A 26597-nucleotide genomic window follows, 5' to 3' on the forward strand; every position below is an offset into this window, starting at 1 on the left:
CCGAGATCCAGAGCATGCTGGCCGAGGACCCGTCCGTGGCCGAGCAGGGCATCACCGTGGTGCGCCGCGAGCGCGGCCTGGTGCTCTCCGGCGAGGTGGAGAGCCCGCACCGGCGCGAGGAGATCCTGCGGCGGGTGGCCGAACGTTTCCCGCACACGCCGGTGACGAGCGACATCGGAGTGATCCGGGCGCAGGCGCCCACCCAGGTCGAGGAGCTGCCATGAGGGAGGTTCGATCGTGATCCGGATCGCCGCCGTCGGCGACGTGCACGTGGACGAGGACGTGGTGGGCCGGTTCCGCCCGGCGCTCGAGGAGCTGCCGGACTGCGCCGACGTGCTGCTGCTCGCCGGCGACCTGACCCGGCACGGCACCGAGGCCGAGGCGCGCTGCGTGGCGCGGGAGTTCGGCGGCCTCGGCGTGCCGGTGGTCACCGTGCTCGGCAACCACGACCACCAGTGCGACGAGGTGCCGCAGGTGGTGAAGGTGCTGGAGGACGCCGGGATCACCGTGCTGGAGGGCACCGGCACGGTGGTGGAGTGCGCCGGTGGGCGGCTCGGCGTGGCCGGGGTGAAGGGGTTCGGCGGCGGGTTCGCCGGGCGGTGCGCCAGTGACTTCGGCGAGCCGGAGATGAAGTCCTTCGTGCGGACCACCCGGGAGAGCGCCGACTCGCTGGCCGCCGCGCTGCTCGCGCTGGACTGCGACGCGCTCGTCGCGCTCACCCACTACGCCCCGGTGCCGGACACGCTCGCCGGCGAGCCGCTGGAGATCTATCCGTTCCTCGGCTGCTACCAGCTCGGGCAGGCGATCGACTCGGCCCCCACCGCGCTGGCGCTGCACGGGCACGCCCACCACGGCACCGAGCGCGGCACCACCCCGGGCGGGGTGCGGGTCCGCAACGTCGCGCACCCGGTGATCAAGCAGGCGTACAGCGTCTTCCACCTGGGAGATCAGCTCGACTGAGCGGAAGGTTTCCCGGCGCCGGGGTCCGGGTATCCAGCCGCCATGGAGCTGATTCTCTGGATTATCGCAGTCGTACTCGTGGTCGCCGGAATTCTTGCCCTCTTCCGTCGGCAGATCCTCTGGGGCATCGTCCTGATCGTCGTCGGCCTGCTGGTCGGTCCGGGTGGCGTCAGCATCTTCAACACATAACCCCCACCCCACCACCGAGGACCCGCCGGGGTCGTCGGGTCCGGCGCTCTGTCCTCCCAGACCGGGGCGCCCGGACCCGACGATCCCGGCGCTTTCGTGTCCGGGCGGGTTTGCACCCCGGGCGGAGCGGCAATATCTCGACCATGGAGATTTCTCAGCGTGCCGGCCGGCGTACCGCCGGGGCCCGGAAGTGGTGGGCGCTCGTCGGCTTCGGCGCCGCCACGTTCGCCGCCGCCGCCGTCGGCGGGCTGGGCGTGCGGGGCACCTCGGCCGAGTACCAGAGCCTGGAGCAGCCGTCCTGGGCGCCGCCGCCGTGGCTGTTCGGCCCGGTCTGGACCGTGCTCTACGCGCTGATCGCGATCGCCGGCTGGCTGGTCTGGCGGCGGGTCGGCTTCGGCCCGGCGGTCTGGGCCTGGGTCGGGCAGCTCGTGCTCAACGCGATCTGGACGCCGCTCTTCTTCGGCGCCGGCCGCTACGGGCTGGCGTTCGCCGAGATCGTGCTGATGTGGCTGGCGATCGGGGTGACCGTGGCCCTGTTCCGGCGGGTGTCCCGGCCGGCGACGCTGCTGATGCTGCCGTACTGGGCGTGGGTCACGTTCGCCGCCGCGCTCAACTTCACCATCTGGCGGCTGAACACCTGACCGGCTCCGGGCGCGGGAGCCGCCGCCCCCGCGCCCGGCCCGGTCAGCAGCGGGGCACGCCCGGAATGTAGCCGTCGTAGCCGGTGTAGACGTAGGCGTCGGAGATGAACCGGCCGGAGCCGATCCGGTCCCAGATGGAGCTGGTGCCGTAGGTGCCGCTGACCGAGGTGCCGCTGGTCTGGCAGTGGATCGTCACGCCGGCCCCGTCGGCCACCGAGCCCACCGCGCTGTAGCCGGTGCCCGGGCCCGAGCGCACGGTCAGCGGCGAGCCCGCGGTGTTCACCGTGCCGGCGCCGGTGTTCGCTCCGGAGCAGCCGTTGTCGCTCTTGTAGGTCTTCGTGCCCCAGTACAGGGCCGTCGCGCCGTTGAATTTGATCTTCACGGAACTGCCGCCCGAGCGCTGCTCGTAGTGCAGGTGCGGTCCGGTGGAGCCGCCGGTGCTGCCGACGTAGCCGATCACCCGCCCGTATCCGACGGTCTGCCCGACCGAGACGTTGAAGGCGTTCAGGTGCGCGTAGTAGGTGGTCCAGCCACCCCCGTGGTTGATCCGCACGTACTTGCCGTAGCTGGTGTCGCCGAGGTTGGTCACCACGTCGACCGTGCCGGGCGCGCTGGCCACCACCGGGTCGCCCAGATCGTCGGTGCGGTTGAAGTCGATCGCGTTTGCCGGGCTGTGGTCCGACCGGGTCTGCCCGGACCAGGACTGGTTGCACGGGAACGGAACCTTGAACGTCGGCGCGGCCATCGCCGGCGCCGCCGGGACCAGGGTCGCGGCCAGGACCGCCACTCCCGCCGCAAGACTGAGCCACCGCTTACGCATCCACTACCTCCGATGTTGAAAGTCTTCGATGTGATACGGACAGCGTGGCAGAAAGTTCCGTTCGACGGAAGAACCGTGGGAGCGCACCCACGCAGGTGAGCGGGTTTCCGGATTGTTACCGGGCCGTGTCCGCTCGGGGGGTGGACCGCGCGGGATGCAAGCGCTTACATGTGGGGACGACCAACGGACCGGCGCGGATTCGATTTCCCCACGCGCCGGCAAGGAAGGAGATCGGCATGGCGTTTGCCAGATCACGCCAGGCTCTCGCGGTCACCGGCGTGCTGGGGCTGGCGCTCGGCGTCGCCGCCTGCGGCACCGGCAACGACAAGAAGAGCAGCGACAAGGCGGGCTCGGCCGAGTGCGCGGCATACGAGAAGTACCAGGGCAACGACGGCAAGAAGGTCTCGATCTACTCCTCGATCCGGGACATCGAGGCCGACCGCCTCGACCAGTCCTGGAAGGAGTTCGAGGACTGCACCGGCATCGACATCGACCACGAGGGCTCGGGTGAGTTCGAGGCCCAGCTCGGCGTCCGGGTGGACGGCGGCAACGCCCCCGACCTCGCCTTCATCCCGCAGCCGGGTCTGCTCAAGCGGTTCGTCGACTCGGGCAAGCTCAAGCCGGCCAGCGCCGACACCAAGGCCATGGCGGAGGAGAACTACTCCCCCGACTGGCTGAAGTACAGCACCGTCAACGGCCAGTTCTACGGCGCCCCGCTCGGCTCCAACGTGAAGTCCTTCGTGTGGTATTCGCCGAAGACCTTCAAGGAGAAGGGCTGGACGGTCCCGACCACCTGGGACGACCTGATCAAGCTCAGCGACCAGATCGCCGCCAGCGGCATGAAGCCGTGGTGCGCCGGCATCGAGTCCGGTGACGCCACCGGCTGGCCGGCCACCGACTGGATCGAGGACGTGCTGCTGCGCACGGCCGGACCCGACGTCTACGACCAGTGGACCACCCACGGCATCCCGTTCAACGACCCGAAGGTCGCCGAGGCCGTGAACAAGGCCGGCACCATCCTCAAGAACGAGAAGTACGTCAACGGCGGCTTCGGCGGCGTGAAGAGCATCGCCACCACCTCCTTCCAGGAGGCCGGCGTGCCCATCACCGCCGGTAAGTGCGCGCTGCACCGCCAGGCGTCCTTCTACGCCAACCAGTGGCCGGAGGGCACCAAGGTGGCCGAGGACGGCGACGTCTTCGCGTTCTACTTCCCGGGCCTCGACCCGGAGCAGAAGCCGGTGCTCGGCGGCGGCGAGTTCGTCGCGGCCTTCGCCGACCGCCCCGAGATCCAGGCGGTGCAGACCTACCTGGCCTCCGGCGAGTACGCCAACAGCCGCGCCAAGATCGGTGACTGGGTGTCCGCGAACAAGAAGCTGGACATCAACAACGTGCCGAACCCGGTGGACAAGCTCTCCGTGGGCATCCTCCAGGACCAGAAGACCGTCTTCCGCTTCGACGGCTCGGACCTGATGCCGGCCGCCGTCGGCGCGGGCACCTTCTGGAAGGGCATGGTGTCCTGGATCAACGGCAAGGACACCACCACGGTGCTCAACGACATCGAGGGTAGCTGGCCGAAGTGATGGTTTCCGGTGGCCCGGTCCGCGAAGGCGGACCGGGCCACCGGTTTACCCGACCCCGGAAGGAGGGTTGATGGATTTCGACTTCGCGGCCGAGCAGCCGAAGTTCCTCATGTTGATGTATGGGCTGATCGCCTTCGTCCTGGTGGTGGGCGGCCTGCTCCTGCTGCTCGACGTGGTGCCGGCCTTCTTCGCCCGCCGGCGCGAGGCACGCCTGGTCGCCGCGACGGCCAATGGCGCCGTGCTGTCCGGCCGCCCCCGAAAGCAGGGGGAAGGGATCTTCGCGCTCTTCTTCCTGCTGCCGACGGTGCTGCTGCTGCTCATCGGTCTCGTCATCCCGGCGATCCGCACCACGCTGCTCTCGTTCATGGACGGGCGGAGCGAGAACTTCGTCGGCCTGGACAACTACACCTGGATGCTGAGCGACGACTCCATCGTCCGAGTGCTGATCAACACGCTGGTCTGGGTGCTCCTGGTGCCGCTGGCGGCCACCACGATCGGCCTGCTCTACGCGGTGATGGTGGACCGGGCCCGGCTCGAGGCGCTGGCCAAGTCCCTGATCTTCATGCCGATGGCCATCTCGTTCGTCGGCGCGAGCATCATCTGGAAGTTCGTCTACGCCTTCCGGGGCGCCGAGCAGGACCAGATCGGCCTGCTCAACCAGATCGTGGTGTGGTTCGGAGGGGAGCCCAAGCAGTGGCTGCTCGACTCGCCGCTGAACACCCTGCTGCTCATCGTCATCATGGTCTGGATCCAGGCCGGCTTCGCGATGGTGGTGCTCTCCGCCGCGATCAAGGCGATTCCGGGCGACATCATCGAGGCCGCCCGCCTGGACGGCGTGACGGCCTGGCAGATGTTCTGGCGGGTGACCCTGCCGAGCATCCGACCGGCGCTGATCGTGGTCGTGGTGACCATCACCATCGCCACGCTGAAGGTGTTCGACATCGTCCGGACCGCCACCAACGGCAACTACGAGACGAGCGTCATCGCCAACGAGATGTACAACCAGGCGTTCCGGTACGGCCAGAACGGGCACGGCGCCGCGCTCGCCGTCGTGCTCTTCATCCTGGTCGTGCCGATCGTGATCTACCAGATCCGCAACCTGCGGCAGCAGCGGGAGGGCTGAGATGACCACTGCCACGCCCACCGTCCCCGCCGGCGCCCAGCGCACCGACGACCCACCGAAGACCCGGGCCGGTCGGGTCCGCCGACGCCTCAACACGCCGACCGCGACCCTGATCTCGATCGTCCTCGCGATCGTCTGGACCGTGCCGACCTTCGGCCTGTTCGTCTCCTCGTTCCGGCCGGAGAACCAGATCAAGACCACCGGCTGGTGGACCTTCTTCAGCGATCCGCAGTTCACCCTGGACAACTACGAGCAGGTGCTGTTCGGCAGCTCCTCCTCGGCCGGCCAGTTGGCCAGCTACTTCATCAACTCGCTGGCGATCACCATTCCGTCGGTGCTCTTCCCGCTGGCCTTCGCCTCACTCGCCGCGTACGCGCTGGCCTGGATCAACTTCAAGGGGCGGGACTGGGTCTACATCGCGATCTTCGCGTTGCAGATCGTGCCGCTGCAGATGGCCCTGGTGCCGCTGCTGAAGTTCTTCTCCACCGGGGTCACCGTCGCCGGCGTCCAGGTGCTGCCGGCCTGGGACCTGGTCGACGAGCAGCGGTTCGCCCAGGTGTGGTTCGCGCACACCTGCTTCGCCCTGCCGCTGGCCGTGTTCCTCCTGCACAACTTCATCTCCCAGCTACCCAAGGATCTGATGGAGGCGGCCCGGGTCGACGGGGCCACCCACCCCAAGATCTTCCGGACCATCGTGCTGCCGCTGATCACGCCCGCGCTGGCGGCGTTCGGCATCTTCCAGTTCCTCTGGGTCTGGAACGACCTGCTGGTCGCGCTGATCTTCGCCGGTGGCGGCGACGAGACCGCGCCGCTGACCGTCCGGCTCGCCGAGCTGGCCGGCACCAAGGGCAACGAGTGGCAGCGGTTGACCTCCGGCGCGTTCGTGTCGATCGTCGTACCGCTGATCGTGTTCCTGTCCCTCCAGCGCTACTTCGTGCGGGGCCTGCTCGCCGGCAGCGTCAAGGGTTGACCCGGCGCCCCGCCGCCGCCGGTGACCCGGCGGCGGCGGGACCGGGTCGCAGCGGGGAGCAACGATGACCAGGATTGACGACGTCGCCCGCCTGGCCGGGGTCTCGACGGCCACCGTGTCCCGCGCGCTGCGCGGCCTGCCCACGGTGTCCGCCGCCACCCGCCGCCGGGTGCTGGCCGCCGCCGAGCAGCTCCAGTACGCGGTCTCGCCCAGCGCCTCCCGGCTGGCCGGCGGGAAGACCGGCACGGTCGCCGTGGTGGTGCCCCGGATCACCAGGTGGTTCTTCGGCACGGTGGTCGAGACGGTCGAGGACTCGCTCCACCAGAACGGCTACGACCTGCTGCTCTACAACCTCGGCGGCCGGGAGCAGACCCGCCAGCGGGTGTTGCGCACGGCCAACCTGCACAAGCGGGTCGACGCGATCATCCTGGTCGCCACCCCGCTGCGCGCCGCCGACGTGCACGCGCTGACCAAGTTCGACCTGCCCGGCGTGACGATCAGCTCCGGAAGCGGAGTGCCCGGCTGGCCCTGCGTACGGATCGACGACGTGGCCGCCGCCCGGACCGCCACCCGCCACCTGCTCGACCTCGGGCACACCCGGATCGCGCACATCTCCGGCGACCCGGACGACGAGTTGGCCTTCACCACCCACCTGGACCGCCGGCGCGGCTACCAGGAGGCGCTGCGCGCCGCCGGCCTGCGGCCCGACCCGAGTCTCGACGTCGAGTCCCGGTTCACCATCGACGGCGGCACCCGCGCCACCGCCGAACTGCTCGCCCGCGGCGAGCCGCCGACCGCCATCTTCGCCGCCTGCGACGAGATGGCGATGGGCGCGATCAGCGCGCTACGCGACGCCGGGCTGCGGGTGCCGCAGGACGTCAGCGTGATCGGCATCGACGACCACGACCTGGCCGGCGTGCTCGGCCTGAGCACCATCGCCCAGCCCGCCGCCGACCAGGGCCGGCTCGCCGCCCGTATCCTGCTCGACCCGCTGGGAACCGGCGCCGCCGGCGACCCGCGGACACCGGCCTCGGTGATCCTCCCCACTCGGCTCGTGGTGCGGGACTCGACCGCGCCGCCCCGGGCACACTGAACGGACCCGATCGCCCGCAGACACGACAGGGAGAAGGCGCTGAACACCGACGCGACGCAGCAGGCCCCGGCCACCGGCTGGTGGACCGAGGCGGTCATCTACCAGGTCTACCCGCGCTCGTTCGCCGACTCGAACGGCGACGGCATCGGCGACCTGCCGGGCATCACGGCCCGCCTCGACCACCTTGCCGAGCTGGGGGTCGACGCGATCTGGCTGTCCCCGTTCTATCCGTCACCGCAGGCCGACGCCGGCTACGACGTGGCCGACTACCGGGACGTCGACCCGCTCTTCGGCACGCTCGCCGACGCCGACCGGATGATCAGCGAGGCCAAGGCCCGCGGCCTGCGGGTGATCGTCGACCTGGTGCCCAACCACACCTCGTCCGCGCACCGCTGGTTCACCGCCGCCGTGGCCGCCGCGCCGGGCAGCCCGGAACGCCAGCGCTACGTCATCCGCGACGGCAAGGGCCCGGCCGGCGCCGAGCCGCCGAACGACTGGGAGAGCGTGTTCGGCGGCCCGGCCTGGACCCGGCTGCCGGACGGGCAGTGGTACCTGCACCTGTTCGACACCGGCCAGCCGGACCTCAACTGGGACAACCCGGAGGTGCGCGAGGAGTTCCTCGACGTGCTGCGCTTCTGGCTGGACCGGGGCGTCGACGGGTTCCGGGTGGACGTCGCGCACGGCCTGATCAAGCAGGCCGACCTGGCCGACTGGCAGGAGCCGCAGGAGATCCTCTCCGGCCAGGAGGCGGACAAGCCGCGCCCGCCGATGTGGGACCAGGACGGCGTGCACGAGGTCTATCGCGAGTGGCGGCGGCTGCTCGACTCGTACCCCGGCCAGCGGGTCCTGGTGGCCGAGGCGTGGGTGGAGCCGGCCGAGCGGCTGGCCCGCTACGTCCGGCCGGACGAGATGCACCAGGCGTTCAACTTCGAATACCTGATGGCCGCCTGGACCGCCCCGGCCCAGTACGCGGTGATCACCCGCTCACTGGAGGCCACCGACGCGGTCGGCGCGCCCACAACCTGGGTCCTGTCGAACCACGACGTGGTCCGGCACGCCTCCCGCCTCGGGCTGAGCACCGAGGGCGGGCGGATGAACGGCATCGGCGTCGACGACCCGCAGCCGGACGTGGCGCTGGGCCTGCGCCGGGCGCGGGCGGCCAGCCTGCTGATGCTCGCGCTGCCCGGCTCCGCCTACCTCTACCAGGGTGAGGAGCTGGGGCTGCCGGAGCACACCACGCTGCCCGACGAGGCCCGGCAGGACCCGACCTGGGAGCGCAGCGGGCACACCCAGCGCGGCCGGGACGGCTGCCGGGTGCCGATCCCGTGGGAGGCCGACGCCCCGTCGTACGGCTTCGGGCCGACCGACGCGAGCTGGCTGCCGCAGCCGCCGGTGTGGGCGGAGTACGCGCTGGACCGGCAGCGCGGGGTGCCCGGCTCGACGTACGAGCTGTACCGGACCGCGCTGCGGCTACGCCGCGAGCACGCGCTGGCCCGGGGCCCGATGCGCTTCCTCTCCTCCGGCGACGAGGTGCTCACGTTCACCAACGGCGACCTGACCGTGCTGACCAACTTCGGCGCGACGCCGGTGCCGCTGCCCGCCGACGCGACGGTGCTGGCATCCAGCGCCCCCTTGGACGGCTCCGCCGTCCCCACCGACGTCACCGTGTGGTGGGTGTAAGGCGGGGGCCCCGCTTAACGCTTTTTGCATAGGCGGGGGCCCCGCTTAACGCTTTTTGCATAGGCGGGGGCCCCGCTTAACACTCACCTGTTAAGCGGGGCCCCCGCCTTCGGCTTCCAGGCGGTCGGCGCGGGTGTGCAGCAGCGCGTGCACCTGCGCGATGTCCCGGGGTGACGTGCGCGCCGCCAGCCAGTACATGACCCCGGTCGGCACGAAGAACAACTGGAACGCGGCCAGCCCGACCGCGTAGTTCAGCGGCGGCGGGAACGCCACCCGCAGCGCGGCGAACGCCACCCCGACCAGCCCGTTGCCGGCCGCCCGACCGACGCCGTTGACCAGGTTGCCCAGGCTGTAGACGGTGCCCCGGTGCTCCGGCGGGTTGACGTCGGCGATCAGCGCGAACCAGTTCGGTGAGTTGGCCGACGTCAGCGCCAGCGCGACCACGGCGGTGAGCAGGCTCAACCCGATCGTCGGCTCGGTGAGGACGCTTGACAGCACCGCCGCCACCACCGCGCCGGAGCCGCCGCCGTCGGGCACGTCGATCCGGATCGGCACGAAGAACAGGACCAGGTAGAACGGCACGGCCGCGAGGATCCCCACGGCCGCGACGAGCGCCCGGCCGCTCGGCGTACGCCGTTGCAGCGCGTCGCCGACCAGCCCGCCCACGATGGAGAGCACGCCGCCGAGCTGGAACAGGGTGGCGAAGACGCTGCCCACCACGACGGCGGTGGCCGCCGAGTAGCCCTGCGCCTCGGCCCGCTGGCTGAACAGCACCGGCAGCCACACCAGCGAGCCGAAGGCCGCCTGGGCGGTGAGCCCCTGGAGGATCAGCCAGCGGTTGGTCCGCCGGGCCAGGATCCGGGGCAGGTCCGAGCGGCTGATCCGGTAGTCGTACTCGCCGCCGGCGTCCAGCGCTTCGGCCAGCTCGGGCTCACTCTGCCCGCGCGCGATGTCGTAGGTGAACAGGTACGCCGCCGTCGCGGCCAGGCCCACGCCGGTCAGCAGCAGAAACGGCCGCCGCCAGTCGGTCGCGCCGAGCAGGCCACCGGCCAGCGTGCCGGCCAGCGTGCCGACGCCCTGGGACAGCCCCCAGAAGCTCATCACCAGGCCGCGGCGGCGCGGCGAGATCAGGTCGGTGACCACGGAGAACCCGACCGAGCCGACCGCGCCCAGCCCGATCGCGGCGACGAGCTGGGCGACCAGGAACGTCGGGTACCGCTCGGCCAGCGCGCTGCCGCCGGTGCCGGCCGCCCAGATCAGCGTGCCGACCATGAGCAGCGGCTTGCGGTTGGTGCGGTCGCCGACGTACGCCCAGCCCACCGCCGCCACCGCGCTGACCAGAAAGCTCACGGCGGTGACCAGGCCGAGCAACCGCTGGGGTACGCCGAGCGCGCCGGAGATCGGCCCGTACAGCGGCGGCACCAGGCCGATCGCCACGTTGTCGAGCGAGGCGAGCACCACGAAGACCACGACGCTGTAGAACCGGTGGGCCGCGTTGCCACGCCGGAAGACCATGGTGCTGCTCATGCCGGCAGCCAACCAGGCTTGTGTCCGGCGCGCACCACGACCCCCCGGCGCGCCGCCCCCGGTGTTAAGCGGGGGCCCCTCCTATACCGGAGGCGTTAACCGGGGCCCCCTCCTTTCCCCCGGGCGTGGGGTGGCGTCGCAGCCGCTCGGTACGCTTTCCGTCATGCATACGGGTCGACCGGCCGACGGGCGGCTCACCCGCGAGCTGCTGGACGGGCTGGCCGAGGCCGTCGTGGCGATCGACCCGGCCGGCGTGGTGACGCTTGTCAACGCCACGGCGGCGGAGCTCCTGCCCGAGCTGGTGCCCGGCGTCGGCCTGGCCGCCTGTGCGGTGCCGGCGCTGGCGCAGGCGGCGCGCGACGACGACGACACGTTCGACACCGAACACCACGGCCGGCGGCTGCACGGCCTGCGGCGCGGGCTGGCCGGCGAGCGCCGCGTCTGGTATGTGCGGGACGTCACGGAGGAGCGGGCACGCACCGACGCGCTGCTCGCCGAACGATCCCGCACCGCCTTCCTCGCCCAGGCCGGCAGCAGGCTCGGGCTCTCCCTGCACCGGGAGCAGACGCTGCGCGCCGCCGTCACCCTGCCGGTGCCCTACCTGGCCGACGCCGCCGTGGTGGTGCACCGGCCACCGCCGCCGGCCGAGGACGAGCCGCACTGGATCCGGTACGTCGCCGACGAGTCCGCCCCGGCCACCGGCGTGGCCGGATGGCCGAGCGTGACGTCCGTCCCCGGTCTGGTCGAGGCGCTCGACGGCGACCTCACCGAGCCCAGCCCCTGGCTCGACGCCGAGCCGGCCGACCTGGCCGAGGTGCTCCCGGCCGGCTTCGGACGGCCGGGAGCCGTGCTGGTCATCCCCCTGCCCGGCACCGGCGGTCCGGCCGGTGCGCTGGTCCTGGTCCGCCGTCCCGGCCGGACCGGCTTCGACAAGCGGGAGATCGCGCTGGCCCGGGAGTTCGCCGGCCGGGCCGGTGCCGCCCTTGCCGCCGCGGAACTGTACGGCGAGCAGACCCACCTGGCCCGGGTGCTCCAGAACAGCCTGCTCCCGCCGCGACTACCGCGCCTGCCCGGTGTGACCCTGGCCGGTGGTTACCGGGCCGCCGGGGACAGTCTGCGCATCGGCGGGGACTTCTACGATCTGTTCCCCACCCCCGGCGGCGGCCTCTTCGCGCTCGGCGACGTCTGCGGCAAGGGGGTCGGTGCGGCCGTGCTGACCGGGCGGGTACGCCAGTCGTTGCAGACCCTGCGCCTGGTCGAGCAGCGTCCCCGGGAGCTGATGGGACTGCTCAACCGGGCGCTGCTGGACGCGCCGGGCGCGGCCGAGCGGGCCCAGTTCACCACGCTCCTGCTCGGCACCCTGAGCCGGGAACCCGACGGCGGGCTGCTGGTCCGGGTGGCCGGCGGCGGGCATCCCGCGCCGCTTGTCGTCCGCGCGGGCGGCGGGATCGACGCGGTCCGGGTGGGCGGCATGCCGGTGGGCGCGCTGAGCGCGGCGAGGTTCGCCGAGACGGAGGTACGGCTGGCCCCGGGCGACCTGCTGCTGGCCTACACCGACGGGGTGACCGAGGCTCGGGGCGGCCCCGCCGAGCTGGCCATGTTCGGCGACGACCGGCTGCGGCAGGCGGTCGCCTCGGGCGCCGGGCTGCCACCTGCCGCGCTCGTCGACCGGGTGCTCCGACTCGTCGACGAGTGGCTCGGCGGGCAGCCACACGACGACATCGCCATGCTGGCCGTGGCCGCCGCCTGAGCGCGGATCCGCCGGAGACCGTCGCGAGGTCAGGCGGTGCGGATCACGGGGGGTTCGTCGGGCGGGACCGGCTCGCCGGGCGGGCGCTGCCGGACCACCCGGGCGGGTCGGGTCGGCGTGCCCGGCTCGGCCAGCGGGTCGCCGACCCGCTGGCCGGAGGGTTGCAACACCGGCCAGCCGTCGGCCACGGCTGCCGCCCCGTGGCGGCCGACCTCGTCGAACTCGCGCATCCCGCGCAGCAACGCCGCCTGGCCCGCCGGGCTCATCCCGGCCAGGATGCGCTCCAGCCGCCGCCGCCGGTCGGCCCGCAGCTCGACGAGGAGTTGAGTGGCCGCCGGGGTGAGGTGCAGCGAGATCTCCCGGCGGTCGTGACGGCCCGGTTCCCGCTCCAGCATGCCGGCGGCCACCAGCCGGTCACAGAGCCGGCTGGCGGAGGAGAGCAGCATGTCGGTGAGCGAGGCGAGCCGGCGGAGGTTGATCCCGTCGTGTTGTTCGACGACCATGACGGCACGTAACTGGGCTTCGGAGAGCCGGCTGGTGGCGGTTTCCCGGGCCGCCTCCCAGACGGCCAGCAGGGTGCCCGCCGCCTCGTCCAGGGCGGCGGAGATACTCACTTCAGGTCCCATAGGACCGGGCTGCTCGGTCATGGTGGGCCCGACACTACCCTCCGGGTCAGGCCGCCGACCTGTGCAAAGGAGCAAAGATGAGCGACGCGGAGGCACGCGCCCGCCGGATCGTGACGAACGCGCCGACGGATCTCATCGTGGACCGGCTCGCCGCCGAGTTGCTCCGGACGTACGGCATCACCCGTACCGAACTCTTCCAGGTCGACTACCGACTCGCCGAACTGCTGCCGCTGGGCGGCGGCGAGTCCGTCACCGGACCGGGCCACCCGGCCTGGTACGCCTTCGACCACCAGGAGCCGATAATCGCCGACGGCACCGGCTGGTTCCCGGTGGGGATGCGCGGCGAGCGGCGTGGGGTGCTCCGGGTCTCGCCGGCTCCGGCCGATCCGGCCGCCCGCGCGGAACTGGCCACCATCGCCGCCGTGCTCGGGCACGAGTTGGCCGCCGTGACCTCGACCACCGATGTCTACCTGGCGGCCCGGCGCAGCCGGCGCCTCACCCTGGCCGCCGAGATGCAGTGGGAGCTGCTGCCCGGGCGCAGCCGGATCCGTCCGTCGTTCGCCCTGGCCGGGCAGTTGGAGCCGGCGTACGCGGTGCGCGGGGGCAGCTTCGACTGGTCCGACGACGGCCACCGGCTCTGGCTCGCGGTGCTCAACGGCTTCGGCGAGGGAGTGGCGGCGGCGCTGCTCACCTCACTTGCCACCTTCGCGCTGCGCAACGCGCGCCGGGCCGGGCTGTCCCTGGCCGACCAGGCCGCCCTGGCCGACCAGGCGATCTATGCGCAGCACCGGGGCCGGCAGCACCTGGCCGTGCTGCTGATGGAGGTGGACCTGGCCACCGGGACGCTCACCGCGGTCGACGCCGGCTCGCCCCACCTGATCCGGCTGCGCGCCGGTGCGGTGACCCCGCAGGTGCTGGACAAGCAGTTCCCGCTCGGCATGTTCGAGGGCACCGACTACCGGGAGCAGCGGTTCCCGTTGGCGCGCGGGGACCGGCTGTTCGTGGTGAGCGACGGAGTGGTCGACGCCGCCGCCGGCCAGATCCGTTACGGCGAGTCGGCCCTGGACCGGTTCCTGCGCCACACCGGCCCGCTGGAGCCGCTGGACGCGGTCCGGTCGCTGATCGGCGACCTGCGGGCCTTCGTCGCCGGTGACCTGGTGGACGACGCGGTGGTGGTCTGCCTGGACTGGTTGGGGCCGCAGCCGGAGAACGGGCCGGCTCAGTAGGCGCCGCGGCTGCCGAGCACCGCGCCGAACGTCTTCCAGAGGATGGTCAGGTCGGCCGCCAGCGACCAGTTCTCCACGTAGTAGAGGTCGAGCCGGATGCCGTCCTCCCAGCTCAGGTCCGATCGGCCGCTGACCTGCCAGAGGCCGGTCATGCCGGGCTTGACGAGCAACCGGCGGGCCACGTCGCCGTCGTAGCGGGCCACCTCGGAGGGCAGCGGAGGGCGCGGACCGACCAGGCTCATCTGACCGAGAAGCACGTTGGCGAGCTGGGGCAGCTCGTCCAGCGACCACCTGCGCAGCAGCCGGCCGGTCCGGGTCACCCGCGGGTCGTCGCGCATCTTGAACATCAGGCCGTCGGTCTCGTTGCGGGCGGCCAGCTCGGCGAGCAGGGCGTCGGCGTTGACCACCATGGTGCGGAACTTGAAGACGCCGAACTCCTTGCCGCCCTGGCCGACCCGGGTCTGTCGGAACAACACCGGCCCACGGCTGTCGAGCTTGATGGCGAGCGCGAGCACCAGCAGCAGCGGCGACAGCAGGAGCAGGGCGATCAGCGACAGCGAGCGGTCGACGAATCCCTTGACCAGCTTGCGGGCACCACGGAACTCGGGCGCCTCGACGTGGATCAGGGGCAGGCCGGCGACCGGGCGGGTGTGGATGCGCGGACCGGCGACGTCGGTGAGCGCCGGGGCCACCACCAGGTCGACCCCGGTGCCCTCGAGTTGCCAGCCGAGGCGGCGCAGCCGGGCGGCGGTCAGCTCACCGGAGGCGGTGACCGCCACCGTGTCCGCCCCGATCGCGGTGGCCGCGTCCGGGATGCCGCGGAACGACCCGACCACCGGCACGTCGCCCAGCCGCTGCGGCACCGGGGCGAGCAGCGCGTCCGGGATGCAGGCGCCGACGACCTGGTAGCCGGCGTACGGCTCCCGGCGCAGGGTGTGCACCAGCTCCAGCACGTGCGCGGTGTCGCCGACCACGAGCACCTTGCGGGACCAGCCGGCGCCCCGGTCGCGGGCCCGGTGCAGCCGCTTGCGGGCCGCGAACCGCGCCACCTCCAGCCCGATCGTGCCGACCGCGAAGGTGATGGCCAGGAAGCCCCGCGACACCCCGACGTCGGCGATGTAGCCGGCGATGGCGATGGCGCCGGCCAGCCGCAGGCTCGCCGCGCTGACCCGGCGGTATTCGTCCGCGCCGTAGCCGAGCACCTGGTCGTCGTAGCAGCGCATCGCCTTGAGCGACACCAACCAGACCAGCAGGAGCACCGGAGCGACCACCACGTAGGAGATCTCGGAGCCGCTCGGTTGTTCGTCGCCGAATCGGGCCAGGTAGCCGGCCAGGATGGCCACGGCGAGCACGGCGGTGTCGAGCACCACCAGGAACCGGATGTATGCCCGCTCCGCGGCTCGTGTCGTCGCCCCGGGTCGCTCGCCCCCGGGTCGCGCCGTCCTGGCAGGGGTCAACAGCGTCGCCGTGGTCACCGGCCCTCCCCACTTACTTGCCGACCGCCCCGTCCCCACCCGGTCCCGAAGAGGACCCGCGGTCGAGGCACCCGGACATCATGCCAGGACAATTATGGTTACCAATTGATTCGGACACATTACCGTCAGTTCACTTCCCGTGTCTTGACCCGGGAGGCCTTACGCCGCACCGGAAACCCCGGCACGGCGGAAGGATGTCACTGATCCCCAGGTCAGCGCGGTGCGGGCGGACGCAGCGCGATGGCCTGGAGGAAGATTTCACCGATCTTGCTCGGGTCGGTGGTCACGAACGCGCCACCGCCGACGGTGTCCGTGATCGACTTGAGCTCGGCCCGGTTCACCTCGTTGCCGATGCCGATGATGATCACCTGCACCGGCTGCTCGTCGTCCTGCAGCTTCTTCAGCTGGTCGAGCAGCCCCTTCTGCGAGATGCCGTTGTCGTCCTCGTTCTTGCCGTCGGTGAAGAGCACGACCGAGTTGACCTTGCCGGGCTCCCAGTCCTGCTGCACCTTCTTGTACGCCGCAAGCATCGTGTCGTACAGGCCGGTGTCGCCGCTGGAGGGCCGGACGTTGGCCAGGCCGCGCTGGAGTGGCCCCCGGTTGCTCGACAGCGGGCGGATCGGGACCAGCTCCCGCCAGTCCTGCGAGCCCTGGAGGTTGGTGGAGAAGGTCCACAGACCGATCGACCAGGAGTCGTCGAAGAGCCCGAGGCCCTGACCCGCCGCTGCCACCGTGACCTGCTCCCGGCTCGCGCCGTTGGCGGTGGCCACCGGCTTCTTCATCGAGCCGGAGACGTCGATGACGCAGAGCATGCGGCCGGACTGGGTGGCCACCGACCAGGTGGTGGTCGCGGTCGAGATGGCGACCGGGTCGAGGTCGGCCGCGCCGCCCTGACCGGACGGCGGGACCTGCTTCTCGCCGCCGTTGGCCGGGCTCGGCGCGCCCGTCGGCGCCTGGAAGCCACGCCCCCAGTTGCCGTCCGGCGCGCGCAGCGACTGGGCGGCGAGCCGGTCCTTGAAGTCGGCGGACCGCAGCGCCTCGAAGAGCACCCGCGCGGCCGACGCCTTGCTCGGCTCGATGCCGGGAAGCACCGCGAACGGGAAGTCGAGCGGGATCGGCGCCGGATCCAGATAGAGCGCGGCCAGCTTGATCGGCGGCTTGGTGTTGTTGTAGGCGATCACGTCTTCCTCGGACAGCGCCGCCGCGCCGAGCCCGTTGGCGATGGCCGTCGGGTCGGACGAGCGCGGGAACCGCGCGAGCAGGTCCTGCCGCAGCGAGGAACGGTTGGTGGCAAGCGCGCGCAGGGCCCCGACCATCGCCTCCTGGGCCTTCGGGGATCCGGCCTCACCGGTGGAGCTGGCCGCCGCGGTCAGCGAGAGCAGGCCGGACAGGCCGGCCGCGTCCTGGGTCGGCTCCACGATCCCGGCCCGGAGCGGCTTGCTGGAGGTCACCTGCTGGAGCATGTCGGACCAGCGGAATTCCTTGTCCGGCCAGCCGATCCGCGTGGCCACCGGCTCGGGCAGCGCGACCACCACCGGGCTGCGCGCGATCGACGCGCCGTTGGCCGGTGCGAAGGCGCTGGCGCCGCCGGCCTTGAGCCGCACCAGCCAGGTCGAGGAGTCGGGCACCCAGACGTCGGGGGTGACCGCGGTGCCGCTGGCCTGCCCGACGCCGGCCAGGGTGGCGCCGTGCTTGCTCGCCACGGCGGCGGCCACGTCCACCGACTCGGCCGCCGTGACGTTCACCGCGATGCAGGTCTCGCCGACGCGGGCGCCGTTGGCGACCCACTCGTCGGCGGCGCCGCGTACCGCCGGGGCGATCTCCGAGGCAGCCGCCACCGACAGCTCGATCCGGCCCGAACAGTTCGGGCCGGCCAGCTGCTGGTAGCCGAACCAGGAACCGGCTACGACGGCGACGAGAGCGGTTGCCGCCGCGGCGGCACCTGCCCCACGGAGGTTGGAACGCATGCGATGGCGGCCAGACACGGTGACCATCTTGCGTATCTCGTGGGGTTACTGCCACAACCGTTCGGACGAAAGTTACGCAGGAGCAATACTTGATCACTTAAATGATACGCTGAGTTATTGGTCAGTAACTTAGGTGATCACATTCCACTACGGACAGCGCATACGGTCACCATTTCGTCACATCAGCACGCAGGTCGGGCTGCCGGCCGGCACCGGCTCCCCGACCGGCTCCGGCACCCCGGTGCCGGGATCCACCCGGAAGACCCGGATCAGGTCGGCCCGCTCGTCGGCCACGTACAGGTGCCCCCCGGCCAGCGCGAAGTGCCGGGGCCATTCACCGCCGGTGTCCACCTCCGCCACCAGTTCCGGCGCCGCGCCGCCGAGCGCGAAGACGGCCACCGTGCCCACCCCGCGGTTGCCCACGTAGAGGAAGCGCCCGTCCGGCCCGACCGCCACCTCGGAGGGCTGGACGTGCCCGGTCCGGCCGCTGGCGTCGACCCGGGCCCGCTGGTGCAGCCCGTCCGGCGTCAGGTCGTACGCGGTGACCGTGCCGTCCAGCTCACCGACCAGCCAGCAGCGCCGCCCGTCCGGGTGCCGGGCCAGGTGCCGGGGCCCGGTGCCGGCAGGCGTCCGCAGCCGGGGTGCCCGGGGCACGAGCCGCCCCGAGCCGGCGTCCAGGTCGTACCGGTAGACCGAGTCGGTGCCCAGGTCCACGGCGAGCAGCGGCCCACCGTCCGGGTCGGGCGACACCATGTGGCAGTGCGCCCGCTCCTGCCGCTGCGGATCGACGCCGTGCCCCTCGTGCCGGACCAGGTCGGTGCGCTCCCCCGGCACGCCGTCGGCGTCCAGCGGGAACACCGCCAGGCTGCCGCCGCCGTAGTTGGCCACGAACAGGTGCCGCCCGTCCGGCGCGACCGCGAGGTGGCACGGCTCGGCCCCACCGGTCGGGCGTACGCCCAGCGGCGCGAGGTCGCCGTCCGGGGCCACCCGGAACGCGCTCACCCGCCCGTCGGAGAGTTCGTTGACGGCGTACAGCACGGGCCGCCCCGGGTGCCGGGCGAGGAACGACGGCGACGGGGTGACCGCCACGGTCCCGAGCGGCGTCAACGCCCCGGTCGCCGGGTCACGCCGCGCCGCCACGATCCCGTCCGCCCGCCCGTCCGACTCCGCCGTGTAACCGCCGATGTGGACGATCTCGTGCTGCCCGGTCACCATTCCCACCTTCCGCCGTTGCTGCTGCCGATCCCACCCGGCTCCCCGCGCGGCCGGGGTCAGCCCACCGGCACCGGTTCGCCCCGCTGCCGGGCCACGTGCTCGACCAGCGAGATCAACACCAGTTTGCCCGACTGTCGGTCCCGGGCGTCGCACAACACCAGCGGGACGTCCGGATCGAGGTCGAGCGCGTCGCGGACCGCCTCCAACCCGAACCGCCGGGACCCCTCGAAGCAGTTCACCCCGACCACGAAGGGGATGCCCCGCTGCTCGAAGTAGTCGATCGAGGGGAAACAGTCGGCCAGCCGCCGGGTGTCGGCGAGCACCACCGCCCCGAGCGCGCCGAAGGCCAACTCGTCCCAGAGGAACCAGAACCGGTCCTGCCCGGGGGTGCCGAACAGATAGACCTGGAGATCGTCGTTGATGGTGATCCGGCCGAAGTCCATCGCCACCGTGGTGGTCGACTTCTGCTCCACGCCGGAGACGTCGTCGGTGCCGAGCCCCGCCCCGGTCAGCACCTCCTCGGTCTGCAACGGGCGGACCTCGCTCAACGCGCTGACAAGCGTGGTCTTGCCGGCGCCGAAGCCACCGGCGATGAGGATCTTCAAAGCCAGCGGCACGGCCGGCTCCCGATCAAAGCGCACGGAGTCCATTGACCACCGCCTTGAGGATGTTGTCGTCGGGCAGGTACGCGGCGGCCGGGGGCCGGTGCACCGCGACGAACCCATGGGCGAGAAGATCGCCGAGCAGCACCCGGACCACACCCACGGCGAGGTCCAGGTCGGCGGCGAGGTCGGCGACGGCCGTCGGCCGCCGGGCCAACTCGACCAGGCGGCGATGCTCCGGCTGGAGGCCGGGGACGCCGGCCGGCTGGGCCGCCGACGTGGTCAGCACGAACGCCAGCAGGTCGAAGCCGTCGACCGGCGGACGCACCCGCCCACCGGTGAGCGTGTACGGGCGCACCACCGGACCGGCGTCGGCGTCCAGCCACTCGTGCGCCGACACCGGCGGCTCAGCCCGCATCGGTCGGCTCCACGATCCGGGCCGGCGCGGCCAGGTTCTCGCCGACGCGGATCACGAGCATCGCCATCTCGTACGCCACCAGGCCGATGTCGGCGTCGGCGTCGCTGGCCACGGCCAGGCAGGCACCCTGCCCGGCGGCCGTGACGAACAGGTACGCCGACTCCATCTCCACCACCGTCTGCCGGACCGCGCCGCCGCTCAGGTGCCGGGTGGCACCCTTGGCCAGGCCGGAGAAACCGGAGGCCAGCGCGCAGAGGTGCTCCGCGTCGGTGCGGTCCTGCTCGGCGGAGGCGCCGAGGAGCAGCCCGTCCGCCGAGAGGACCACCGCCCGGCGGGCGCCCGGCACGCGCTCCACCAAGTCGTCGAGCAGCCAGTCGAGATCGGCGTTCTGCCGCGTCGTGTGCACCACTAGGCGTCCCTCTCTGTCGCGGTTCGTTGGTCCGGCGCCGGCGGGGAGGGCTCCGTGGCCGGCTCCGGCGCGGTGGACGGCGTACCCATGTCACCCGGCACGTCGGTGGGCTCGGCCGGACCGGCGTCCCCGATCCGTGCGACCGTCGGACCCCCGACGGCGCGCGTGCCGTCCCGACGCCCGCGGGCGGTGCCGGCCTGCAACGCGGACATGGCCCGGCGGGCCTCCTCCGGCGGGCGGAGGGCCGGGGTGTCGGCGGCGACCGCGCGGGGACGCGCCGCCGGGCCGCGCCGCCGCACCCGGCGGGGCAGGCCGTCGTCGTCGGCGGGCGGTTCCACGGTCGAGGCGCGGGCCATCGCCAACGGGATCACCGTGGACTCCGGGCGCTCCCGGCCCGGCCGGGTCGACCGGCCGCGGGGCACCGTGGTCAGCCGGCTCACCTTCGCCATCCGCCGCCGCTCCGGGCCGGCGGCGTCCGAGCCGACCGGCGGCTCGTCGGTGATCAGGTCCGACGGGAGGAACACCGCCGCGGTGGTCCCGGCCGGACGTCCCGGTCGCAGCTCCACCCCCACGCCGTGCCGCGCGGCCAGCCGGGCCACCACGAACAGGCCCAGCCGGGCGCTCTCGGTCGGATCGAAGTCCGGCGGGACGGCCAGCTTGCGGTTGGCCGCCGCCATCGCCGGCGGGGACATGCCGAGCCCACGATCGGTGATCTCGATGAGGTAGCCACCCGGCAGGGTACGACCGGTGACGTCCACCCGGGTCCCGGGCGAGGAGAAGGCGGTCGCGTTCTCGATCAGCTCGGCGAGCAGGTGGATCACGTCACCGACGGCCCGGCCGAGCACCCCGGCCGGCTGCGCGTCGCCCACGTCGACCCGGTCGTACGCCTCGACCTCGGAGATCGCCCCGCGCATCACGTCCACCGCCGCGACCGGCCGGCGCCACCCCCGCCCGGGCGCGGCCCCGGCCAGGACGACCAGGTCCTCGGCGTGCCGGCGGAGCCGGGTGGCGAGGTGGTCGACCTGGAACAGCCCGGCCAGCTCGTCCGGGTCCTCGGTGCGCCGTTCCAGCCGGTCCAGCAGCGCCAGTTGGCGGTGGACCAGCCCCTGGCTGCGCCGGGCCAGGTTGAGGATGACCTCGTTGAACCCCCGGCGCAGGGTGACCTCGTCGGCCGCGGCGCGGACGGCGGTCCGGCGCACCTCGTTGAACGCGCGCGCCACCTGGCCGATCTCGTCCCCGCCGTGGTCCAGCTCGGGGGCCTCACGGGCGACGTCGACCTCCTCGCCCCGGCGCAGCCGGGCGACGACGTCGGGCAGCCGCTGCTCGGCCACCTCGGTCGCGGCGGTCCGCACACTCGTCAGCCGGTGCGCCAGCGACCGGCCGACCCGCAACGCCACGAGCACGCAGACCACGATCGCGACCAGGCCGAGCACTCCGGCGACGGCGAGCTGGATCAGGATCCGCGCCGCCATCGGCACCGACCGTTCGGTGAGACCGTCCGCCCCGCGCAGCTCGAAGTCCCGCAGGCCCGCCCAGACTTCGGCGTGGCTGGTCTCCCAGGCTCGCACGTCGAAGCGGGCGGGCAGGTCGGTGGAGCGGATCAGGGCGTCCTGGAGGGCGCGCAGCCGGAGGAACGCGCCGCCCTCGGTCAGCCGCTGGTAGTCGGCCCGCTCGCCGGGCGGCAGGTCGGCGACCGCGGTCTCGGCCAGGAACCGATGGTTCTCCACCGTCCGCACGAGCTGCTCGTGCTCGCCCTCGGCGTACCGGCCGGCGGTGACCGCGCCGGCCAGCAGCGCGTCGGCCTGGCCGAGCAGCTCACGGGAACGGCCCAGCGCGGTGAGCGCGGACGCCTCCCGGTTGATCTGGACGTCCGGCGTCGCGGCCATGGCGGAGAATGCCTGGAACGCCGAACCGATCATCCCGCTGTAGAGCCCTACCGCACCGGCCCGGTCCACCTTCCGGCCGTCGATGAAGACCCGCCCCGCCGGCAGCGCGTCAAGCGCCGCGCCCAGTTGGTCGAGCCGGTAGTCGAGGTGGTCGTCGGCCGCGTCGCGCAGCTCCTCGCCGTCGATCCGGCGGCGCAGCTCGTCGACGGCCCGGTCGGTGCGCTCGCGTTGCCCGACCAGCTCCGGCAGGACGCCGTCACCGGCGAGCTGGACCACCGAGAGCCGTCGTTCCCGTTGCAGCTCGGCGACCACGCTCTCGCCCGGGCGACCCAGGTCGTAGAGGAAGGTACGGGCGGCGAGCAGGTCGAGCGCGGGCCCGAAGGTGAGCGTGGTGGCGAAGAGCCACAGTGCCAGCAGCCCGGTCACCGGGCCGATGACCAGCGCGGTCAACTTGGCGCGGATCGGCCAGTCGCGGGTGTTCAATCAGACCTCGCCCGGGAAGGTTCGCTGGATGGCTCCGGCAGCGGCCGTCAGGTCACCGGCCTCGACGCCGGAGCCCCACCCGGACGCCTTGGGCAGGATACGTAATCCCCGGCGGATGCACTACCGGCCGTCTCGACGCTCGCTACCGTCCGAGACGAGCCTGGTGGACGCCGTCGGAGCCCGACTCGTCGCCGGACGGGCGGTTCTTCCACCGCCCGCCTTTTCCGCCCCACCGGGAAAGTGCCCCGGAACGGGATTGGCGATCACCCGCACCAGGGAATACCAGCTGCCGAAGGAGGAGCCATGTCGTCCACCCAGGTAGTCGTCATAGTCATCGTCGTCATCGTCGTCGCCGCGCTCGCCGCGTTCGCCGTGGTCGCGAATCGCCGCCGGGCGCTGCGGCAGCGTTTCGGCCCGGAGTACGACCGGGTCGTCGCCGAGCAGGACAGCCGGGGCGCCGCCGAACGCGAGCTGCGGGAGCGCGAGCGTCGGCACGCCGAGCTGGAGCTGACCCCGCTCAGCCCGGAGTCCCGGGCCCGCTACGCCGCCGCCTGGGAGGAGGTCCAGGTGCGCTTCGTCGACTCGCCGGCGGAGACCGTCGGCGAGGCCGACGAACTGGTCAGCCGTCTGATCGCCGAGCGCGGATATCCCACCGGCGACTTCTCCGACCAGATCGCCCACCTCTCCGTCGAGCACGCCCGCACACTCACCCACTACCGCGACGCCCACGAGATCCGGCAGCGCAACGAACGCGGCGAGGCCGGTACCGAGGACCTCCGCCAGGCGCTTGTGCACTACCGGGCCCTCTTCGCCGACCTGCTCGGCGAGGACCCGGTCGCCCAGCAGCCGCCGGAGCAGCGCCACCCCGACCCCGAGCACGACGCCACGAGCCGCTGAGGAGCCGCCGCCATGCGCCAGGAAGAGCAGCAGGTCACGCAGGACCACCCCGAGGCCGTACGGTCCACGCCGGTACCGGTCCCGCCACCGGACGGCCACGCCGACGCCGAGCGCGCCGAGGTGCCCGAGGACGCGCTCGACGACCGGGGCACGTTCGACGACCCGGCCGTGGGCGACGAGCGGGACGCGGAGCCCGACGCCACGCAGGCGTACGACACCGGCGCGCCCGACGCCACGCAGGCGCACGACACCGGCGCGCCCGACGCGACGCGGGCGTATGACGCCGACGAGCCGGACGACGCGGCCGACCGGGTGGAGGACGACGGTCGGCCCGCTTTCCACGAGCCGGCGCCGCTGCCGACGGCGTTCGGCGCGGCCACGGTCGGCGACGCGGTGGCCGCCTCGGCGCTGGCCGGCGGCCGTCCGGAGGACGAACGGGACGCGCGCGGCGAGGACACCGCCGTCCCGGGCGACGGCGCACCGGGCCGCACCGAGCCGCTCGACGACGAGCGGGCCGACCCGACCGCCGGTGACCGGCTGCACGGCCGGGACCAGTGGGACGCCGAGCACGCCGACGCCGACCGGGACGACACGGTCGTCGACGCCACGGACCGGGACGACACGGTCGTCGACGCCACGGACCGGTACGACGCGGCCGTCGACGCCACGGACCGGTACGACGCGGCCGTCGACGGCACGGACCGGGACGACGCGGTGGCCGCCGGCGCGGTCGGCTACGGCAGCCCCGAGCCGGGCCTGGTCGACCCCGACGCCGAGCCGGTCGCCGACACCACCGGACGGCACCACGACACCGTCGACCCGGAAACCGCCACCGCGGCGGCGAGCACGGCGGGCGACGACGCGGCGGCGGGCACGGCGGGCGGCGGCACGGCGGCCGGCGGCGCGGCGGCCGGGACGCTTGCCGGCGCGGAGCGGCCGACGTCCGGCGCCGTGCCCGGCGACGCGGCGACGCTGTTCGCCCCGGAGGCCGCGCAGGGCTTCCGGGACCGCTGGCGCGACGTCCAGCTGCGCTTCGTGGACGACCCGCAGGCTGCGGTCGGCGAGGCGGAGTCCCTGGTCGAGGAGGCGATCGAGGCGCTGTCCACGGCGCTGCGGGAGCAACGCACCCGGCTCGGCGCCTGGCAGGAGTCCGGCTCGTCCGACACCGAACAGCTCCGGGTCGCCGTACGCGGCTACCGCGACTTCCTGGACCGCGTGCTGGGCCGCTGACCTTCCCCCACCCGCCACCTCACACGGCCGCCGTGTGAGAAGGGGCCCCTTCTCTACGCCAGGCGTTAAGAAGGGGCCCCTCCTTACACCGCACAGCAGGCATGAAACCTCGCGATCGGGGTAACTGCGGGCGCAGCACCCACCCGGATGAGGGGAGCCACAGGCATGGGCGGCGGCCTACGGTTGAACATGAACGCCCTGGACTATCTGATCCTGGCGCTCTATTTCGTCACAGTGCTGGGGGTCGGCTTCGCCGCCCGGCGCGCCATCAAGACCAGCGTCGACTTCTTCCTGTCCGGGCGCTCGCTGCCCGCCTGGGTCACCGGCCTGGCGTTCGTCTCGGCGAACCTGGGCGCGCTGGAGATCATCGGCATGGCCGCCAACGGCGCGCAGTACGGCATCATGACGGTCCACTACTACTGGATCGGCGCCGTGCCGGCGATGGTCTTCCTCGGCATCGTGATGATGCCCTTCTACTACGGGTCCAAGGTCCGCAGCGTCCCGGAATACCTGCGGCTGCGCTTCAACCGTCCCACCCACCTGCTCAACGCGATCAGTTTCGCGGTCGCCCAGGTGCTGATCGCGGGCGTGAACCTCTACGCGCTGGCCTTGATCATGCAGGCGCTGCTGGGCTGGCCGCTCTGGGTCGCGATCGTGATCGGCGCGATGATCGTGCTGGCGTACATCACGGTCGGCGGGCTCTCCGGCGCCATCTACAACGAGGTGCTCCAGTTCTTCGTGATCATCGCCGGGCTGGTGCCGATCACGGTGATCGGCCTGGTCAAGGTCGGCGGCGTGAACGGGCTGATGGACGCCGTGCGGGGCTCCAGGCTCGGCGAGGCCGGCCTGCACGCCTGGCAGGGCACCGGCAGCACCGACAACCCGCTCGGCGCGCACTGGCTGGGCATCGTCTTCGGCCTCGGCTTCGTGCTCTCCTTCGGCTACTGGACCACCAACTTCGCCGAGGTGCAGCGCGCGCTGTCGGCCCGGAACATGAGCGCCGCCCGGCGTACCCCGATCATCGGGGCGTACCCGAAGCTGCTCATCCCGGTGGTCACCGTGATCCCCGGCCTGATCGCCCTGATCACGGTCAAGGGCCTGGGCGCCGACCAGGGCGACCTGGTCTACAACAACGCCATCCCGCTGCTCATGCGCGACCTGCTGCCCAACGGCGTGCTCGGCATCGCGGTCACCGGCCTGGTCGCGTCGTTCATGGCCGGCATGGCGGCGAACGTCAGCGGCTTCAACACCGTCTTCACGTACGACATCTGGCAGGCGTACTTCCGGCAGGACCGCCCGGACGACTACTACGTGCGGGTGGGCCGGATCGCCACCGTGGCCGCGGTGGTGATCGGTATCGGCACCGCCTTCATCGCGGCCGGGTTCAGCAACATCATGAACTACATCCAGGCGCTCTTCTCGGTCTTCAACGCCCCGCTCTTCGGCACCTTCATCATCGGCATGTTCTGGCGTCGGATGAGCGCGTTGGCCGGCTTCTGGTCGCTGCTCGCCGGCACGGTGGTGGCGATCGCCACCTACCTGCTCTACCGGGCCGGCGTGATCAGCTTCAACTCCGACCTGGAGGAAAGCTTCTGGGGCGCGGGCCTGGCCTTCGTCACGGTCGCGGTGGTGGCCGTGATCATCACGCCGCTGACCCGGCCGAAGACCGACGACGAGCTGACCGGCCTGGTGTACGGCATGAGCGACACCACGCTCGCCGACGACTCGCTGGCCGGCGACGCGGCCTGGTACCGCTCCCCGGTGCTGCTCGGCGTCGTCGCCGTGGTCCTCGCCGCCCTCTTCTACATCCCGGTCTTCTGAGGAAGGGAC

The 26597-nt window shown here is 72.4% G+C and carries 24 protein-coding genes; 14 read left to right on the forward strand and 10 right to left on the reverse strand.

Annotated features, from left to right (window positions below):
- The first annotated feature begins 14 nt into the window (after positions 1 to 14).
- From O7619_RS27635 to O7619_RS27650, 4 genes are all read left to right on the forward strand, one after another.
- Positions 15 to 224 carry a hypothetical protein gene (locus tag O7619_RS27635; protein WP_282288967.1) on the forward strand — a complete coding sequence of 70 codons (210 nt, stop codon included), beginning with the start codon at positions 15 to 17 and terminating at the stop codon, positions 222 to 224.
- Positions 225 to 234: 10 nt separating this feature from the next.
- Positions 235 to 960: a metallophosphoesterase gene (locus O7619_RS27640; RefSeq protein WP_282288968.1), complete on the forward strand. Its 726-nt coding sequence runs from the start codon at positions 235 to 237 to the stop codon at positions 958 to 960.
- Between the two features lie 42 nt (positions 961 to 1002).
- A complete protein-coding gene (locus tag O7619_RS27645; RefSeq protein ID WP_282284348.1) occupies positions 1003 to 1149 on the forward strand; it encodes a GPGG-motif small membrane protein in 147 nt (48 codons plus the stop codon).
- Positions 1150 to 1292: 143 nt separating this feature from the next.
- Complete coding sequence (locus tag O7619_RS27650) at positions 1293 to 1790, forward strand: TspO/MBR family protein (RefSeq protein ID WP_282284349.1); 498 nt, start codon at positions 1293 to 1295, stop codon at positions 1788 to 1790.
- Positions 1791 to 1833: 43 nt separating this feature from the next.
- On the opposite strand, the gene O7619_RS27655 is transcribed toward O7619_RS27650, so the two are convergent.
- The gene (locus O7619_RS27655) at positions 1834 to 2610 is read right to left on the reverse strand and encodes a peptidoglycan DD-metalloendopeptidase family protein (RefSeq protein WP_282284350.1); all 777 of its coding nucleotides are present in this window, start codon (positions 2608 to 2610) and stop codon (positions 1834 to 1836) included.
- Positions 2611 to 2846: 236 nt separating this feature from the next.
- Between O7619_RS27655 and O7619_RS27660 the strand changes: the two genes are divergently transcribed.
- The 5 genes from O7619_RS27660 (at position 2847) to O7619_RS27680 (ending at position 9056) form a co-directional block, all read left to right on the forward strand.
- The gene (locus tag O7619_RS27660; RefSeq protein WP_282284352.1) at positions 2847 to 4190 is read left to right on the forward strand and encodes an ABC transporter substrate-binding protein; all 1344 of its coding nucleotides are present in this window, start codon (positions 2847 to 2849) and stop codon (positions 4188 to 4190) included.
- Between the two features lie 70 nt (positions 4191 to 4260).
- Complete coding sequence (locus O7619_RS27665; RefSeq protein ID WP_282284354.1) at positions 4261 to 5313, forward strand: sugar ABC transporter permease; 1053 nt, start codon at positions 4261 to 4263, stop codon at positions 5311 to 5313.
- 1 nt (position 5314) lies between these two features.
- Entirely contained in the window at positions 5315 to 6283 is a 969-nt protein-coding gene (locus tag O7619_RS27670) for a carbohydrate ABC transporter permease (protein ID WP_282284356.1), read from the forward strand.
- Positions 6284 to 6347: 64 nt separating this feature from the next.
- Positions 6348 to 7376, forward strand: a complete 1029-nt coding sequence (locus O7619_RS27675) for a LacI family DNA-binding transcriptional regulator (RefSeq protein WP_282284358.1) — start codon at positions 6348 to 6350, stop codon at positions 7374 to 7376.
- 39 nt (positions 7377 to 7415) lie between these two features.
- Complete coding sequence (locus O7619_RS27680; protein WP_282288969.1) at positions 7416 to 9056, forward strand: glycoside hydrolase family 13 protein; 1641 nt, start codon at positions 7416 to 7418, stop codon at positions 9054 to 9056.
- A 90-nt stretch (positions 9057 to 9146) separates the two neighbouring features.
- Here the strand turns inward: O7619_RS27680 and O7619_RS27685 are convergent, their stop codons facing one another.
- On the reverse strand, positions 9147 to 10583 hold the full coding sequence (locus tag O7619_RS27685) for an MFS transporter (protein ID WP_282284359.1): 1437 nt from the start codon (positions 10581 to 10583) through the stop codon (positions 9147 to 9149).
- Positions 10584 to 10746: 163 nt separating this feature from the next.
- Between O7619_RS27685 and O7619_RS27690 the strand changes: the two genes are divergently transcribed.
- The gene (locus O7619_RS27690; protein ID WP_282284360.1) at positions 10747 to 12333 is read left to right on the forward strand and encodes a SpoIIE family protein phosphatase; all 1587 of its coding nucleotides are present in this window, start codon (positions 10747 to 10749) and stop codon (positions 12331 to 12333) included.
- 29 nt (positions 12334 to 12362) lie between these two features.
- Here O7619_RS27690 and O7619_RS27695 read toward each other — a convergent pair whose 3' ends face one another.
- On the reverse strand, positions 12363 to 12947 hold the full coding sequence (locus O7619_RS27695) for a MarR family transcriptional regulator (RefSeq protein ID WP_282284361.1): 585 nt from the start codon (positions 12945 to 12947) through the stop codon (positions 12363 to 12365).
- 89 nt (positions 12948 to 13036) lie between these two features.
- Here O7619_RS27695 and O7619_RS27700 point away from each other — a divergent pair, with 89 nt between their 5' ends.
- Positions 13037 to 14185, forward strand: coding sequence for a PP2C family protein-serine/threonine phosphatase (locus tag O7619_RS27700; RefSeq protein WP_282284362.1), 1149 nt, complete (start codon positions 13037 to 13039; stop codon positions 14183 to 14185).
- On the opposite strand, the gene O7619_RS27705 is transcribed toward O7619_RS27700, so the two are convergent.
- From O7619_RS27705 to O7619_RS27735, 7 genes are all read right to left on the reverse strand, one after another.
- Complete coding sequence (locus tag O7619_RS27705) at positions 14179 to 15660, reverse strand: sugar transferase (protein WP_282284363.1); 1482 nt, start codon at positions 15658 to 15660, stop codon at positions 14179 to 14181. The two genes, O7619_RS27700 and O7619_RS27705, sit on opposite strands and share 7 nt — an antisense overlap.
- A 212-nt stretch (positions 15661 to 15872) precedes the next feature.
- Positions 15873 to 17627 carry a substrate-binding domain-containing protein gene (locus O7619_RS27710; protein WP_282288970.1) on the reverse strand — a complete coding sequence of 585 codons (1755 nt, stop codon included), beginning with the start codon at positions 17625 to 17627 and terminating at the stop codon, positions 15873 to 15875.
- Between the two features lie 177 nt (positions 17628 to 17804).
- The gene (locus O7619_RS27715) at positions 17805 to 18839 is read right to left on the reverse strand and encodes a lactonase family protein (RefSeq protein ID WP_282284364.1); all 1035 of its coding nucleotides are present in this window, start codon (positions 18837 to 18839) and stop codon (positions 17805 to 17807) included.
- Positions 18840 to 18898: 59 nt separating this feature from the next.
- A complete protein-coding gene (locus O7619_RS27720; protein ID WP_282284365.1) occupies positions 18899 to 19492 on the reverse strand; it encodes an ATP/GTP-binding protein in 594 nt (197 codons plus the stop codon).
- On the reverse strand, positions 19473 to 19862 hold the full coding sequence (locus O7619_RS27725) for a DUF742 domain-containing protein (RefSeq protein ID WP_282284366.1): 390 nt from the start codon (positions 19860 to 19862) through the stop codon (positions 19473 to 19475). Before O7619_RS27725 ends, O7619_RS27720 begins: the two co-directional genes overlap by 20 nt.
- The gene (locus O7619_RS27730) at positions 19852 to 20271 is read right to left on the reverse strand and encodes a roadblock/LC7 domain-containing protein (RefSeq protein WP_282284367.1); all 420 of its coding nucleotides are present in this window, start codon (positions 20269 to 20271) and stop codon (positions 19852 to 19854) included. The genes O7619_RS27725 and O7619_RS27730 overlap by 11 nt, the downstream gene beginning before the upstream one ends.
- Positions 20271 to 22640, reverse strand: coding sequence for a nitrate- and nitrite sensing domain-containing protein (locus tag O7619_RS27735; protein WP_282284368.1), 2370 nt, complete (start codon positions 22638 to 22640; stop codon positions 20271 to 20273). The genes O7619_RS27730 and O7619_RS27735 overlap by 1 nt, the downstream gene beginning before the upstream one ends.
- Before the next feature lie 303 nt (positions 22641 to 22943).
- On the opposite strand from O7619_RS27735, the gene O7619_RS27740 reads away from it, so the two are divergent.
- The 3 genes from O7619_RS27740 to O7619_RS27750 all read left to right on the forward strand — a co-directional run bounded on the left by O7619_RS27740 (position 22944) and on the right by O7619_RS27750 (position 26588).
- The gene (locus O7619_RS27740) at positions 22944 to 23537 is read left to right on the forward strand and encodes a hypothetical protein (RefSeq protein WP_281586964.1); all 594 of its coding nucleotides are present in this window, start codon (positions 22944 to 22946) and stop codon (positions 23535 to 23537) included.
- 12 nt (positions 23538 to 23549) lie between these two features.
- Positions 23550 to 24767, forward strand: coding sequence for a hypothetical protein (locus O7619_RS27745; protein ID WP_282284369.1), 1218 nt, complete (start codon positions 23550 to 23552; stop codon positions 24765 to 24767).
- A 165-nt stretch (positions 24768 to 24932) separates the two neighbouring features.
- Positions 24933 to 26588 carry a sodium:solute symporter family protein gene (locus O7619_RS27750; RefSeq protein WP_282284370.1) on the forward strand — a complete coding sequence of 552 codons (1656 nt, stop codon included), beginning with the start codon at positions 24933 to 24935 and terminating at the stop codon, positions 26586 to 26588.
- Positions 26589 to 26597: the final 9 nt, after the last annotated feature.

This window comes from Micromonospora sp. WMMD998, from assembly GCF_029581235.1.
Lineage (GTDB): Bacteria > Actinomycetota > Actinomycetes > Mycobacteriales > Micromonosporaceae > Micromonospora.

Bases quoted from the DNA above. Each gene is read 5' to 3' on its own strand.
- O7619_RS27635 (WP_282288967.1), top strand. From the start codon at position 15: ATGCTGGCCGAGGACCCGTCCGTGGCCGAGCAGGGCATCACCGTGGTG.
- O7619_RS27645 (WP_282284348.1), top strand. From the start codon at position 1,003: ATGGAGCTGATTCTCTGGATTATCGCAGTCGTACTCGTGGTCGCCGGA.
- O7619_RS27650 (WP_282284349.1), top strand. From the start codon at position 1,293: ATGGAGATTTCTCAGCGTGCCGGCCGGCGTACCGCCGGGGCCCGGAAG.
- O7619_RS27655 (WP_282284350.1), bottom strand. From the start codon at position 2,610: ATGCGTAAGCGGTGGCTCAGTCTTGCGGCGGGAGTGGCGGTCCTGGCC.
- O7619_RS27660 (WP_282284352.1), top strand. From the start codon at position 2,847: ATGGCGTTTGCCAGATCACGCCAGGCTCTCGCGGTCACCGGCGTGCTG.
- O7619_RS27665 (WP_282284354.1), top strand. From the start codon at position 4,261: ATGGATTTCGACTTCGCGGCCGAGCAGCCGAAGTTCCTCATGTTGATG.
- O7619_RS27670 (WP_282284356.1), top strand. From the start codon at position 5,315: ATGACCACTGCCACGCCCACCGTCCCCGCCGGCGCCCAGCGCACCGAC.
- O7619_RS27675 (WP_282284358.1), top strand. From the start codon at position 6,348: ATGACCAGGATTGACGACGTCGCCCGCCTGGCCGGGGTCTCGACGGCC.
- O7619_RS27685 (WP_282284359.1), bottom strand. From the start codon at position 10,583: ATGAGCAGCACCATGGTCTTCCGGCGTGGCAACGCGGCCCACCGGTTC.
- O7619_RS27690 (WP_282284360.1), top strand. From the start codon at position 10,747: ATGCATACGGGTCGACCGGCCGACGGGCGGCTCACCCGCGAGCTGCTG.
- O7619_RS27700 (WP_282284362.1), top strand. From the start codon at position 13,037: ATGAGCGACGCGGAGGCACGCGCCCGCCGGATCGTGACGAACGCGCCG.
- O7619_RS27710 (WP_282288970.1), bottom strand. From the start codon at position 17,627: ATGCGTTCCAACCTCCGTGGGGCAGGTGCCGCCGCGGCGGCAACCGCT.
- O7619_RS27720 (WP_282284365.1), bottom strand. From the start codon at position 19,492: ATGGACTCCGTGCGCTTTGATCGGGAGCCGGCCGTGCCGCTGGCTTTG.
- O7619_RS27725 (WP_282284366.1), bottom strand. From the start codon at position 19,862: ATGCGGGCTGAGCCGCCGGTGTCGGCGCACGAGTGGCTGGACGCCGAC.
- O7619_RS27740 (WP_281586964.1), top strand. From the start codon at position 22,944: ATGTCGTCCACCCAGGTAGTCGTCATAGTCATCGTCGTCATCGTCGTC.
- O7619_RS27745 (WP_282284369.1), top strand. From the start codon at position 23,550: ATGCGCCAGGAAGAGCAGCAGGTCACGCAGGACCACCCCGAGGCCGTA.
- O7619_RS27750 (WP_282284370.1), top strand. From the start codon at position 24,933: ATGGGCGGCGGCCTACGGTTGAACATGAACGCCCTGGACTATCTGATC.